The organism is Bauldia sp. (genome assembly GCF_965232525.1).
GTDB lineage: Bacteria > Pseudomonadota > Alphaproteobacteria > Rhizobiales > Kaistiaceae > Bauldia.
This window is the reverse complement of record NZ_OZ246980.1, coordinates 3401816-3415763: the sequence shown is the minus strand read 5'-3', so window position 1 is coordinate 3415763 and position 13948 is coordinate 3401816. Positions and strand designations below refer to the sequence as shown.

12 protein-coding genes are annotated in these 13948 nt (G+C 64.4%); 9 read left to right on the top strand and 3 right to left on the bottom strand.

The window, feature by feature from the left end; all coding sequences use genetic code 11:
• Positions 1-155 precede the first annotated feature (155 nt).
• Complete coding sequence (locus tag ACO076_RS16165) at positions 156-929, top strand: DUF502 domain-containing protein (RefSeq protein WP_421723858.1); 774 nt, start codon at positions 156-158, stop codon at positions 927-929.
• On the opposite strand, the gene recG is transcribed toward ACO076_RS16165, so the two are convergent.
• The gene (gene recG, locus ACO076_RS16160) at positions 916-3024 is read right to left on the bottom strand and encodes an ATP-dependent DNA helicase RecG (protein WP_421723857.1); all 2109 of its coding nucleotides are present in this window, start codon (positions 3022-3024) and stop codon (positions 916-918) included. The genes ACO076_RS16165 and recG overlap by 14 nt on opposite strands.
• 260 nt (positions 3025-3284) lie before the next feature.
• Between recG and ACO076_RS16155 the strand changes: the two genes are divergently transcribed.
• The 3 genes from ACO076_RS16155 (at position 3285) to ACO076_RS16145 (ending at position 6328) form a co-directional block, all read left to right on the top strand.
• On the top strand, positions 3285-4487 hold the full coding sequence (locus ACO076_RS16155; RefSeq protein ID WP_421723856.1) for a multidrug effflux MFS transporter: 1203 nt from the start codon (positions 3285-3287) through the stop codon (positions 4485-4487).
• A gap of 91 nt (positions 4488-4578) precedes the next feature.
• Positions 4579-5769, top strand: a complete 1191-nt coding sequence (locus ACO076_RS16150) for a lytic murein transglycosylase (protein WP_421723855.1) — start codon at positions 4579-4581, stop codon at positions 5767-5769.
• A gap of 13 nt (positions 5770-5782) precedes the next feature.
• A complete protein-coding gene (locus ACO076_RS16145) occupies positions 5783-6328 on the top strand; it encodes a pyridoxamine 5'-phosphate oxidase family protein (RefSeq protein ID WP_421723854.1) in 546 nt (181 codons plus the stop codon).
• 8 nt (positions 6329-6336) lie between these two features.
• Here ACO076_RS16145 and ACO076_RS16140 read toward each other — a convergent pair whose 3' ends face one another.
• A complete protein-coding gene (locus ACO076_RS16140; protein ID WP_421723853.1) occupies positions 6337-6960 on the bottom strand; it encodes an NADPH-dependent F420 reductase in 624 nt (207 codons plus the stop codon).
• Complete coding sequence (locus ACO076_RS16135; protein WP_421723852.1) at positions 6957-8762, bottom strand: PHA/PHB synthase family protein; 1806 nt, start codon at positions 8760-8762, stop codon at positions 6957-6959. Before ACO076_RS16135 ends, ACO076_RS16140 begins: the two co-directional genes overlap by 4 nt.
• A 101-nt stretch (positions 8763-8863) precedes the next feature.
• Here ACO076_RS16135 and ACO076_RS16130 point away from each other — a divergent pair, with 101 nt between their 5' ends.
• From ACO076_RS16130 to glpX, 5 genes are all read left to right on the top strand, one after another.
• Complete coding sequence (locus ACO076_RS16130; protein ID WP_421723851.1) at positions 8864-9523, top strand: hypothetical protein; 660 nt, start codon at positions 8864-8866, stop codon at positions 9521-9523.
• Positions 9524-9542: 19 nt separating this feature from the next.
• Positions 9543-10760 carry an LL-diaminopimelate aminotransferase gene (locus tag ACO076_RS16125; protein WP_421723850.1) on the top strand — a complete coding sequence of 406 codons (1218 nt, stop codon included), beginning with the start codon at positions 9543-9545 and terminating at the stop codon, positions 10758-10760.
• 89 nt (positions 10761-10849) lie between these two features.
• Complete coding sequence (locus tag ACO076_RS16120; protein WP_421723849.1) at positions 10850-11398, top strand: hypothetical protein; 549 nt, start codon at positions 10850-10852, stop codon at positions 11396-11398.
• A gap of 185 nt (positions 11399-11583) precedes the next feature.
• Positions 11584-12915, top strand: coding sequence for a homoserine dehydrogenase (locus ACO076_RS16115; RefSeq protein ID WP_421723848.1), 1332 nt, complete (start codon positions 11584-11586; stop codon positions 12913-12915).
• Between the two features lie 22 nt (positions 12916-12937).
• On the top strand, positions 12938-13939 hold the full coding sequence (gene glpX / locus ACO076_RS16110; protein WP_421723847.1) for a class II fructose-bisphosphatase: 1002 nt from the start codon (positions 12938-12940) through the stop codon (positions 13937-13939).
• The last annotated feature ends 9 nt before the right edge of the window (positions 13940-13948 follow it).

Sequence of the window (13948 nt, the reverse complement as noted above, 5' to 3'; positions counted from 1 at the left end):
CTCAGGATGACGGCCCGGTTGCGGCCAAGTTGCCTTAGCTCGTCTTGGAGTCCGACTCCTACCCTCGCGCCCACCGTCACCCGGCCTTCTCATTTGACGTGCTATAGCTAGATAATGGGGAGTCCGGCCGCGTCGGCGGTCGAGGAGATCACGCGATGGACGGTGAGGAGCCGCCGCATCCCGACGCCGAGCCACGGCGAAGCGGTGCCATGCACCGGCTCAGGAACTATTTCCTGACCGGACTGGTCATCGCTGCGCCGCTCTTCCTCACCATCTACATCACCTGGGGATTCATCGTCTGGATCGATAGCTGGGTCACGCCGCTGATCCCGGCCGCCTACAGCCCTGATACCTACCTGCCGTTCTCGATCCCGGGCTTCGGGCTATTGGTGGCGATCGTCACGATCACGCTGATCGGCTTCCTCACCGCTAATCTGGTCGGACGGACCGCCGTCTCCTGGGGCGAGTCGGTGCTCGGCCGCATGCCGGTGGTTCGCAACCTCTATGGCGGGCTGAAGCAGATCTTCGAAACCGTGCTCTCCAACCGGGCTAAGACGTTCCAGACGGTGGGGCTGATCCAGTATCCGCGCAAGGGAATCTGGGCCATCGTCTTCATCGCGACCGGGACCAAGGGCGAGGTCGGCCATCACCTCGGTGAGAACGGCGAGACGATGGTCTCGGTGTTCCTGCCGACTACGCCGAATCCGACATCGGGCTTCCTGCTGTTCGTCCCGGAGCGGGACGTAGTCCGCCTGCGAATGACGGTGGAGGAGGCCGCCAAGCTGGTGATCTCCGCCGGACTGGTCTCACCCGACTTCAACGGCGATGACACCAACGGCGATGACGCGTCGCCTCCAGCGACGCCGCCGATATCGATCGGCGAGGCAGGACGCCGGGTCAAGGCTGACGCGACGCTCAACCGGCCCTGAGCAAACGGATCGCGTCGTCCCGGCCGAAGAGATAGAGCAGCAGCCGCAGGGCATCGCCACGGCTCGTCTCGAGTCCCGGATCCGTGTCGACTAACAGCCGGGCGTCGTCGCGGGCGATCTCCATCAGATCGGCATGGACGTCGAGATCGGCGATCCGGAAACCAGGCGTGCCCGACTGGCGGGTGCCCAGGACTTCGCCGCCGCCGCGCAACCGGAGGTCCTCCTCGGCGATCACGAAGCCGTCCTCGCTTTCGCGCATGATCGTCAGCCGATCACGGGCGACCGCGCCCAAGGGTGCCTTGTACAGCAGCAGACAGACCGACGGCTTGTCACCGCGCCCGACTCGGCCACGGAGCTGGTGAAGCTGGGCGAGCCCGAACCGCTCGGCGTGTTCGATCACCATGATCGTGGCGTCGCTGACGTCGACCCCGACTTCGACGACGGTGGTCGCCACCAGAACCTTGATCTCGCCGGAGACGAAGCGGGCCATCACCGCGTCGCGCTCGGCCGGCTTCATCCGACCGTGGACCAGGCCGACGACGTCGCCGAGGGCGGCAGTCAGGGCAGCATAGCGGTCTTCGGCGGCTGCAACATCCAGCGCTTCGGATTCCTCGACCAGCGGACAGACCCAGTAGGCCTTGGCACCCTCGGCGATGGCGGAACGGATACGGGAGACGACCTGGTCGAGGCGGTCGAGCGGCACGGCGCGGGTCTCGATCGGCCGGCGGCCCGCGGGTTTCTCGGTCAGCCGGGAGACGTCCATGTCGCCGTAATAGGTGAGGACCAAGGTACGGGGGATGGGTGTCGCGGTCATGACCAAGACGTCGGTGGCATCACCCTTGGTGGTTAGCGCCAGGCGCTGGTGGACCCCGAAACGATGCTGTTCATCGACGATCACAAGGCCAAGATCGCGGAAAGTCACGCCAGCCTGAAACAAGGCATGCGTGCCGATCAGCAGGTCGATGGTTCCATCGGCGAGCCCGGCGATCAAATCGTCCCGTTCCCGGCCGCGCTCTCGCCCGGTCAGGACGCCGAGCCGAAGGCCGGCCGCATCGGTGATGGGTGCGATGGTGCGGGCGTGCTGGCGGACCAGTAGCTCGGTCGGTGCCATGAAGGCGGCTTGGGCGCCGGTCTCGATTACTGCGGCGGCCGCAAGGAGTGCGACGACGGTCTTGCCGGAACCGACATCGCCCTGAAGCAGCCGCAACATGCGTTCAGGGGCGCCGAGGTCGGTGTCAATATCGGCGAGCGCGGCTTCCTGGCTGTCGGTCAGGCTGAAAGGCAGGGCGTCACGAATTCTGGCGCGAAGTGCGCCGTCACCGACCCGCGCTCGGCCGGCGCGGCGTTTCTGGTGAGCACGCATCAGAGCCAGCGCCAGTTGGCTGGCGAGCAACTCGTCATAGGCAAGCCGGCCCCGCGCTGGCGCAGCCGGCTCGAGGTCGGCGGCTGATTGTGGATGGTGGACGGCGTCGAGAGCGGGACCGAACCCGGTCCAGTGGCGCTGTGCCACAACCGCCGGATCGAGCCACTCGGGCAGCTCGGGCACGTCCGACAGACCACTAGCGATGGCGCGAAGCAAGGTCTTGCGGGAGAGGCCGGCGGTCATCGGATAGACCGGCTCGATCAGCGGCAGCTCGGCCAGCTCTTCTTCGCTGACGATATGATCCGGATGGACCATGCTCGGCCGGCCATTGAACCACTCCATCTTGCCGGAAACGTAGCGGGTCGCGCCAATCGGCATGGTGCGCTCGAGCCACGCCTCGTTGGCATGAAAGAAGGTGAGGGCGATCTCGCCGGTCTCGTCATCGGCGTAGACCCGATGGGGAATGCGGCGATTGCCGCGCGGTGCCGGCTGATGCCGATCGATCCGTACTTTCAAGGTAACGATGGCGCCTTCCGGCGATTCCGCGATACCCGGCTGCCGGCTGCGGTCAATCACCGCGACGGGCAGGTGAAACAACAGGTCGATCACCCGCGACGTGGCGTCGGTCTCCGGCCGGCCGACCAGCTTGCGCAGGATGACGGCCAGCTTGGGGCCGATACCGGTAAGGCTGGTGACCGGGCGGAACAGGGGATCGAGGATCGGCGGGCGCATGGCTTTCTTCCTCTTAGCCGATCCGTCCGGGAGGGTCGATTGACGCTTGACGGACATAGGTCCGAGGCGTAGGGGACACGCTTCGCAATCATCCGTGCCCAACATGCCTGTTCGCCCCGGCGGTGTCCGCCCTCGGGGCGAAACGAGTCCCTACCGCCACAGCGTGACAGCAGGGGCCGCCATCCCGGTGGCATGAAGGGAGCGGACAACATAGTTGATACGGCGATCCGATTGGCTCGCTTTCCTGAAAGACAAACGATATGCAACCGAGTTTTCTAAGAAGCGCGATCGTGCTCGGCTTGCTCGCCGCTGCCGGCCCATTCGCCATCGATATGTACCTGCCGGCTTTGCCGTCGATCGCCGACGATTTGTCGACGACGACAGCGGCGACGCAGATGACGCTGATGGTCTATTTCGTCGCCTTCGGCGTCTGCCAGCTCGTCTATGGGCCAGTGTCAGACATGGTCGGTCGCAAGCCGCCGCTCTACTTCGGGCTGACGGTCTTCGCCATCGGCAGCATCGGATGCGCGTTCGCGCCTAGTATCGGCTGGCTGATCGCGTTCCGGCTGGTGCAGGGAGTCGGCGCGGCATCGGTGATGGTGATCCCGCGCGCGATCATCCGCGACATGCATACCGGCGTCGAGGCGACCCGACTGATGGCGTTGGTCATGCTGGTGATCAGCGTCTCACCGATCCTGGCGCCGCTGGTGGGTAGTGCGTTGATCGTGCCGTTCGGGTGGCGCTCCGTTTTCGTGGCGATCACGTTGGTGGCCGCGGTCGGTTTTGTCATGCTCGCCGTCTTCCTGCCGGAAACCCGGCCGGAGAAGGAGCGGATCCCGGTTCGTTTGGCGAGCTTGCTGAGCGGCTTTGGCCAGTTGCTCGTCCACGGCCGGTTTCTGGGTTTGACCTTCATCGGCGGGCTCGGCATGGCGAGCTTCTTCACGTTTCTGGCGGCCTCGTCGTTCGTCTATATCGAGCATTTCGGCCTGACGCCGACCGAATATGCGTTGGCCTTCTCCGTCAACGCGATCGGCTTCTTCGGTGTCTCGCAGATGGCATCGTGGCTCGGCGCGCGCTTTGGCATGGGCCGCGCCGTGTTCTGGGCGACCGGCGGTTTCGCGCTGTTCTCGGTGGTGCTGTTCGTCGCGACACTGGCGGGCGCGGACAGCCTGGCGGTGCTGATGCCGTTAATCTTCCTGGCATTTGCCTGTCTCGGCGTCGTCATTCCGACGACCATGGTGCTGGCACTCGACGATCATGGCCCGATTGCCGGGATAGCCTCGGCGCTCGGCGGAACGCTGCAGATGGTGAGCGGCGCTGTGATGATCGTGGTCGTCAGCCTCACGGCCGATGGCACCACGCTGCCGATGGTTACGATCATCGCTGCCTGTGGGATCGGGGCGCTTTTGCTGGCTTGGCTGACGCTGGGACGGGACCCTGTGGTTGCTCAGGTCGCGGAGTAAGCTAGGCGGTCGACGGGATTTGCCCGCCGGCTGTCCGACCCTATAGTCGCTAGTCGAACGGGGCGGACTGTCAACGGAGGCCCACGCCATCATGATGTTGCCCAAGCGGCTCGGTGCCGCGATGCTCACGGCCGCGATCTTTGCCGGCTCGCCGGCGGTCGCCTGCCAGAAGGAGCCGAACTTCAACGCTTGGCTGAAAGGCGTTGCGCAGGAAGCGGCAGCCGCCGGCGTGTCCCAGCAGGCGATCCAAGCCGGGCTCGGCTCGGCGCGCTTCGATCAGGCGGTCGTCAACAAAGATCGGTCGCAGGGGGTGTTCTCCCAGACCTTTCTGCAATTCTCCGACCGGATGGTCGAGCAGTATCGGGTCGGGCAGGCGCCCGGCAAGATCCGCCAGTACGGCGACACCTTCCGCCGGATCGAGCAGCAATACGGCGTGCCGGCCGAGGTCATCGTTGCGTTCTGGGGGCTGGAGACCGACTTCGGCGCGGTGATCGGCGACGGTTCGACCCTGAACGCGCTCGCCACTCTCGCGTATGACTGCCGGCGTCCCGACCTCTTCCGCGAGCAACTGATCGCGGCGCTGAAGATCATCGATCGCGGCGACCTGACCCCGAACCAGATGCGGGGACCCTGGGCCGGCGAGATGGGACAGCTCCAGTTCCTGCCGTCGCACTACTACGACCACGGCGTCGACTTCGACGGCAGCGGCCGGGTCGATCTCCTCAAAAGCTCACCTGATGCTTTAGCGTCGGCGGCTAACTATCTGGCATCCGTGGGCTGGCGTCGCGGGGAACCGTGGCTACAGGAGGTCCAGGTTCCGGCCAATTTCCCATGGGAGATGGCCGACCTCCGGATTCGGCTGCCGCGGTCCGAATGGGTCGCGGCCGGGGTCACCGCCGGGCAAGGAACACTCGCTAACGACGGCCTGGAGGCGGCGCTGGTCCTGCCGATGGGGCGGAACGGGCCGGCCTTCCTCGCCTACCCGAATTTCTACATCCTCCTCGACTGGAACTCGTCGCTGGTTTACGCCACCACCGCCGCCTATTTCGCCACGCGGATCGATGGGGCGCCGCGGGTAAGTCGCGGGAGTCAGGTCAACAGTCTGTCGGCCGATGAAGTGAAGCGCCTTCAAAGGATCCTTTCGCGGCGTGGCTACGACGTCGGCAAGGTCGACGGGATCATCGGCGAGAGGACCCGCGCGGCGGTCAAGGAGGTGCAGCTCCAGCTCGGGCTGCCGGCTGACTCCTACCCAACGAAGGAACTCCTCGCGCAACTGCGATAACGAGAGCCACCCGATGCCGAAGTTCTACGACCGGCTAAACCCCGATCTCGAGGCGTTCATCAGACGGCAGCATGTGTTCTTCACCGCGACCGCGGCGGAGGGCGCGCGCATCAACCTGTCGCCCAAGGGGCTCGATGCGTTTCGAATCCTCGACTCGAACACCGTCGCCTACATGGACTGGACCGGCAGCGGAAACGAGACCGCGGCTCACATTCGCGCCGATGGCCGGCTGACGATTATGCTTTGCGCGTTCGAGGGCCCGCCTAACATTCTGAGACTCTATGGCCATGGCCGGGTTCTGCCACGTAGCGGCGACGACTACAGGCAGGTGCTCGCGGAGGCGTTCGACGGCGAGGAGCCCGAGGCGGCGCGGCAGATCATCGTTCTCGATATCGAGTCGGTGCAGACCTCATGCGGTTTCGGCGTGCCGGTCTACGCCTACGAGAGGGAGCGTCCGTCACTGACGCGCTGGGCCGAGGCGGAGGACGATCTCGCCGGCTATCGTGCCGCCAACAACCTCAAATCGATCGACGGCATTCCCAGCGGCCACGTGGAGTAGGCCGCTTCTCAGTATTCGACGAAGCGTGGCACGATCCGCCGGCCGTGGCCCAGAGCCATGCCGAGTTGGATCGTCATCAGGCCGATCGGCTCAAGCAAACGGGCGTTCCTGAGGGGACCGGCAAAGAGCGGGGCGAAGCCTATCGCCGAAATCAGGGCGTCCACCTTCTGGTTAGCAAATTCATGATCGCCGGCGTAGAGCACCTGAGGTGGCACGTCCGGCTCGCTCAACTGGACTGCAAGAACGTCCGAGAAGATGGTGTTGAACGCCTTGACCACTCGCGCCTGCGGGGCGCTCTTCTGGATTTCCTCGGCGCCGGAGGTGGTCATGCCAACGGCGAGGGTGAAGTCTGGGCCGATCGGATTGGTAATGTCGACAAGCACCTTGCCGGTGAGGCTGCCGGCCTGGGCAACGGCCTCGGTAGCCTGGGCGTAAGGGACCGCAAGAAACACGACATCGGCGCTGCCGGCGTCCGCGATCGGGCCGGCGCCGATAGTGCCCGGGATATCCGCCGCCAATGCCGCAACCTTGTCCGGATCACGACCGGTCAGCGTCACCGTCTCGCCGGCCGCGGCGAGCCGTTTTGCCAGGCCCTGGCCCATGCGGCCCGAACCAATGATCGCGATTGTCATGCCTTGATCCTCACATAGCTGCCGGGGGCGTCTTCGAGCGGCTTGAAATCCTTGCCACCGATCGGCGGGGGGGCGACACGCCCCCTGTTCTTCGATGTGATCCATTTCTGCCAATGGGGCCACCAGGAACCGGGATGCTCCTTGGCCTTGGGCAACCAGTCCTCGTAGGTGTCACCTTTCGGCGCCGGGCCAGTCCAGTACTGATACTTGTTCCGATCCGGGTGATTGATGACACCGGCAATGTGGCCCGAGCCGGTGAGGACGAACGTCACCTTGCCGCCGAAAAACGATGAGCCGAGGAAAACCGAGCGCGGCGGCGCGATGTGATCCTCTTTGGTCGCGAGGTTATAGATCGGGATCTTCACCTTCTTCAGATCGAGGGTGACCCCGGCGACCTCCATCGCGCCCGCGGAGAGGCGGTTCTTCAGATAGCAATTGCGAAGATAGAAGGCGTGGTTCGCAGCCGGCATGCGGGTAGCGTCGGCGTTCCAGTAAAGAAGGTCGAACGGTGCCGGCTCCTGGCCCTTGATGTAGTTGGCAATGACATAGGGCCAGATCAGGTCGTTGGCGCGGAGCAGATTGAAGGCGTTTGCCATGCGCTTGCCTTCGAGGTAGCCGCGCATCTTCATCCGGTATTCCAGATCGGCGATGTGCTCCTCGTCGGCGAAGACCCGCAGGTCGCCGGCATGGGTGAAGTCAACCTGGGTAGCGAAAAGGGTGGCGGACTTGATGCGCGTATCTTTGTGCGCCGCCATCCAGGCGAGCGTCACCGCGAGGATAGTCCCGCCGACACAGTAGCCGACGGCGTTAACGCCATCGGCGCCGGTGACCTTGAGCGCGACATCCAAGGCCTCGAGAACACCTTCCTGCATGTAGTGCTCGAAGCTCTTGCGAGCATGGGCTTCGGTCGGGTTGACCCAGGAAATGACGAAGACTGTGTGGCCCTGCGCCACGCACCAACGGATGAAGGATTTCTTTTCGTTGAGGTCGAGGATGTAGAACTTGTTGATCCAGGGCGGGACGATCAGCAGCGGTCGCTTGAGGACCTTGTCGGTTGCTGGGGTGTACTGGATCACCTGGCAGAGACTGTTCTGATAGATCACCTTGCCTGGCGTCGTCGCGAGGTTTTCGCCCAGCTCGAAATCGCCCTCGCCGGATTGCCTGATCTTGAGATCGCCGTGACCGGCTTCGATGTCCTCGGCCAGCAGATGCATGCCGCGGGCGAGATTGTCGGCATTGGAGGAAAGGGTCTCCTGCAGGAGCTCGGGATTGGTGAAGACGAAGTTGGACGGCGCCAGGGCATCGGCGATCTGGCGGACATAGAAAGCTGCCTTCGTCCGGGTACCGGGATCGAGGTCTTCGGCCTCGTTGACCATGTCGACCGCCCAGCGGCTGGTCACCAGATAGAACTGCTTGATGAAGTCGAAATAGGCGTTGTCGCTCCACTGAGGGTCCTTGAAGCGCTTGTCGCCGGGATCAGGCTGGGCGGTCGCCGGTGCCGGCTCGCCCATCATCCGTTTCAGTGCGTTCGACCAGAGGTCGATGTAGTTCGAGACGAGCCGGCTCTCGGCAGCGACGGTCCGCTCCGGGTCGGAAAGCCAGTATTCGGCGACGCGGGCAAGCACCTTGGCCACTTCGCCTGCACCCTCGGCGAACTCGAACGACGCTTCGCCTTCTTCGCGAGGCTTGAGGTAAGCCGATGCGGCCTTGCCGCCTTCCTCGACCATGCGGGCGATGTTGTGGGCAAACGCCTCGGGGTCGTCGATGGTGAAGCCCTTGGGCGGCGTGTTCTTTGTCGTCATGCTCGTTCGACGTCGCCTAAACGCGGCTAACCCGCTTTTTCGACATATTATCGCGTGATCGTGTTAGTTGGTAAAACCATAGCAGAGCGGGTCTTAACGCTTTGATCACTGTAACCATTCACCGTGACAAGATTGCAGCGGAGCCGATACCGGTGTTTCGCCGGCTTTCTGTTCCGTTGGCCCTGCTTTCGGCGCTGGTTGTGAGCGGCTGCGTGCAAACCACGGCGGACCTGACCAATCCTCCTGCGGCCACCGGCGACCCGCTGGTGCTCAACACGGCGCCGGCGACGCCTGAGGCAGGCGTGGCGACGGCATCCGGGTCGGCGACGACGCCCACGGCAGAGCCCGCGACGGCGGTGACTCCGGCCACGACGCCCGCGCCGCCTGTCACCGTCCCCACGCCACAGGTCGCAACGACACCGGCTCCTGTTACCACCACGCCCGTTCCCGCTGCTGCGACGGCCCTGCAGCCCGGCGAGCCCACGCCGGCGGCGGTGCCACAGACGATCGACGGCTATCCGAACCTCAATGCACGACCGCCGGAACCCGGCGGTGTCGTCTTGCCCCCGGAGGAGCGGGCGCGGATCATCACCGAACTGGAAGCCCTGCGTGCCGGGCAGGGTGGTGCCGGGGGCGGTTCGGTCGGCCCGTCCGTTGCCGGCGAGGCCGAAACCCATGGCGAGAGGGCCTTGCAACAGATCGAAAAATGCTCTGAACAGGGCGCCGCCGAGAAGTATCCCGAATGCGCGCCGACGAATTGAGCCAGACGAGACGACAGCAATGAGCGAGTTTCACAGCGTGCGGCGCCTGCCGCCTTATGTGTTCGAGCACGTCAACAGATTGAAGGCGCGGGCACGCGGCGCCGGTGCCGACATTGTCGATCTCGGCATGGGCAATCCCGACCTGCCGACCCCGCCGCATATCGTGGAGAAGCTTGCAGATACGGCTCGCCGTGAGGACACCCACGGTTACTCGGCGTCACGCGGCATCAACGGCCTGCGTCGGGCGCAGGCCGCGTACTACGATCGTCGCTTCGGCGTTAAGGTTGATCCCGACAGCCAGGTTATCGTCACGATCGGCTCGAAGGAGGGCTTCGCCAACATCGCGCAGGCGATCACCGCACCGGGTGACGTGGTGATGTGTCCCAACCCGAGCTATCCGATTCACGCCTTCGGCTTCCTGATGGCGGGCGGCGTCATCAGGGCACTCCCGGCGGCGCCGGACGAAGACTATTTCCGCGCGCTTGAACGCGCGGTCATGCACTCGATCCCGAAGCCGATCGCGGTGGTCGTCTGCTACCCCTCGAACCCGACCGCGCATGTCGCCGATCTCGATTTCTATCGTGACCTTGTGAGCTTCGCCCGCCGCAACGACCTGATCCTGCTCTCCGATCTCGCCTATTCGGAGGTCTATTTCGACGATAATCCGCCGCCGTCGATACTCCAGGCACCGGGGGCGATGGACGTCGCGGTCGAGTTCACCTCGATGTCGAAGACGTTTTCGATGGCCGGGTGGCGGATCGGATTCGCTGTTGGCAATGAACGGCTGATCGCGGCACTCGGCCGGGTCAAATCCTATCTCGATTACGGTGCGTTCACGCCGATCCAGGTGGCGGCCACGGCAGCGCTCAATGGGCCGCAGGCGTGTATCGACGAGATGCGCGCGACCTATAAAGGGCGCCGTGACGTTCTCGTCGAGAGTCTTGGTCGTGCCGGTTGGGCGATCCCTGCGCCACGCGCGTCGATGTTTGCCTGGGCGCCGGTACCGGAGCGTTTCCGGTCCCTAGGGTCGCTGGAGTTCTCGAAACTCCTGATCGAAAAAGCTGACGTTGCCGTGGCGCCAGGTATCGGCTTCGGCGAGCATGGTGACGACTATGTCCGGATCGCGTTGGTCGAGAACGAGCAGCGGATTCGCCAGGCCGGGCGCAATATCCGGCGTTTTCTTGAATCCGCTGACAAAACGTTGCACAACGTCGTCCCGTTGAACGCGACCCGCTGAGCGCGGGCCGCGTTCACATTCCACGCGTCTGCTCGACGAGCCGCCATTTGGTGTTAAGATTGCGCTCGGTTATCCGCGCAGATATCGCGATGACAGAAGAAGAGCGTAATAAAAAACTGCAGGAATCGATCAGCTTTATCATCGATTCCAGGGAATTCAGGGATGCGGCGAGGCGCGCTACGCGGGAATTCGCTGCCAACGATGAAAACCTGAAAGCAGCGGTCGCTTATTATCGCAGCCGCAACCGAGATCTGTTTCGGGCGCCGTTGCACTACTGCGCCGGAGTCATCGCGTTCTCGCTTGCGTTGGTGCTGGGTGTGACGGCGTCGATCTCAGGCGCCATCGATAGCGGCAATCAGGCGGTCGTCAGGTTCGTCGGCCTCGTCGTGGCCGGGGCTGCCCTCGTGATCATCGTGACAACGTGGGTGGTGGGCGGCATCCAGTTCGCGAAATTTCTATGGGAGACAAAGGACAAGGGGGCAACGCCATACAGATGGTCGGTGGCTCTTCTCTCTCTCGTTGTCGCCGTCGCCGGCATTCCGGTCGCTCTGTTCGTGGTTGACTTTGGTCTGTCGCTTTCCGGCGTTGGTGGTCTGGTCCCTGCAGTGAAGTCTGCCTGGTTGGGCGTATTCACCTGACCCATTTTCACGACCCCGACTCGCTTCCGTGTTTTCTTGAATCCGCTGACAAAACGTTGCACAACGTCGTCCCGTTGAACGCGACCCGCTGAACACGGGCCGCTGCGACTACAACACCAGAACCGTCAGGGGGTTGACCGGAAGCGGTCGGCGCTTGGCGCGTGTTTCGACAGGACGTGAATTCCATGGAAGCCACCGCGCCCCTCAGAATCGGCGTCGCCGGTATCGGGACCGTTGGCTCTGCGCTCGTTCATCTGATCGAGCGTCACGGCAACGATCTGGCTGTTCGCAGCGGCCGGGCGATCACCATCACCGGCGTTTCGGCCCGCGACCGCTCAAAGGACCGGGGTGTCGATCTGTCGGCCATGACTTGGTTCGATCAGGCGACGGAATTGGCCGCCGATCCGGGCAACGACGTGTTCGTCGAACTCATCGGTGGGGCCGACGGGACGGCCAAGGCGTCGGTGGAAGCGGCGATCGCGGCCGGCAAGCATGTGGTCACCGCCAACAAGGCTTTGCTCGCCGCGCACGGTAACGAACTGGCGCGTCAGGCGGAAGCGGCTGGCGTCAGCCTGAACTTCGAAGCGGCGGCCGCCGGCGGGATCCCGATTATCAAGACTCTCCGCGAGGCGCTGGCCGGGAACACCGTGAGCCGCCTCTACGGAATCCTCAACGGCACCTGCAACTACATCCTGACCCGCATGGAGCAGGAAGGGATCGGCTTCGAGGAATGCCTCGCTGACGCCCAGCGGCTTGGCTACGCCGAGGCCGACCCAAGCTTCGACGTGGGTGGCCAGGATGCGGCCCACAAGCTGGCACTTCTTACGGCGATTGCCTTTGGCACGGAGGTCGATGGCGACTCGATGTACGTCGAGGGCATCTCGTCGATCAGCCCCGCCGACTTCGAGGCCGCCGACGAACTCGGCTACCGGATCCGGTTACTTGGTGTGGCATGCCGAACCGACTCCGGTATCGAGCAGCGGGTCCACCCGACCATGATCCCGAAGAGTTCGGCGATCGCCAATGTCACCAGTGTCACTAACGCCGTGGCGGTGGAAGCCGACTCGGTCGGGGAGCTTCTGCTGTGCGGTCCCGGGGCAGGGGGCGAAGCAACCGCCTCCTCGGTGATCAGCGACATTGCCGATATCGCCCGTGGCGACCGGGTCGGGACCTTCGGGCGCCCGGCTTCCGATCTGGAGCCTTACCGGCGCGCAGCGATGCGCGCCCACGAGGGCGGATACTACATCCGTCTGGCTGTGTACGATCGCCCGGGCGCCTTCGCCGCGATCGCGGGCCGGATGGCGGAGCTCGGCATCTCCCTGGAATCAATCGTCCAACGTCATCGCGCCCCGCGCGCTGCCGCGCCCGGCCAACTGGTTCCGGTCGAGCCGGCGCCGGTCATCCTGATCACCTATGACACGCATGAAGCGGACATTCGCACGGCCCTGGACACGATCAAGGCCGATGGGCATATCGCCGACGCGCCGCAAATGATACGGATTGAGCAGCTCGGCTAAACCGACCCCACGAGGTGCGCCCATGAACCAGGAAGTCCGGTTTCCCAAAGGGCCAGCGCTCGACCGCATTCTTACGCTCGAACTGGTCCGCGTTACGGAACGGGCTGCCGTCGCGGCGGCGCGCCTGCGGGGCCGCGGCGACGAGATGGCGGCCGATCAGGCTGCGGTGGACGCCATGCGGCAGGAACTCAATCGCTTGCCGATCCATGGGACAGTCGTTATCGGCGAAGGCGAGCGCGACGAAGCACCGATGCTCTATATCGGCGAGGAGGTCGGAACGAAGACAGGGCCGAACGTGGACATCGCCCTCGATCCGCTCGAAGGGACCACGATCGCGGCGAAAAACCTGCCTAACGCCTTGGCGGTGATCGCCATTGCCGAAGAAGGCAGCCTGCTCAATGCGCCGGACGTCTATATGGACAAGGTCGCCATCGGCCCGGGGTTCCCGGACGGTTTGGTCGACCTCGACTCTCCGGCCGACGACAATATCGCAGCCCTTGCCGAGGCCAAGGGCGTGCCGATCGGCGAGATCACCGCGTGCGTTCTCGACCGGCCGCGTCACGCGCGGCTGGTCGAAGACATCCGGGCGACCGGTGCGGCCATCCGGCTGATCGGCGACGGCGATGTCGCCGGCGTTATCCACACCACCAGCCCTGACGAGACCGGCGTCGATATCTACCTAGGGATCGGCGGGGCCCCGGAGGGCGTATTGGCCGCGGCGGCGCTTCGCTGCATTGGCGGTCAGATGCAGGGGCGACTGGTGATCAACTCGGACGAACAAAAGGATCGGGCCCATCGGATGGGTATTGAGGACGTCGACCGCAAATACGACTTGTCTGAAATGGCGCTCGGCGATGTGCTGTTTGCCGCGACGGGCGTGACCGACGGCAACCTGCTCTCCGGGGTCCGTTTCGCCAAACACGCCGTGACCACCCATACGGTAGTGATGCGCTCGTCTTCCGGCACGGTCCGCTGGATCAAGGCCGAACACCAGGACCTCGACAAGTTCGACGACGCGCTATAGCGGCTGCCG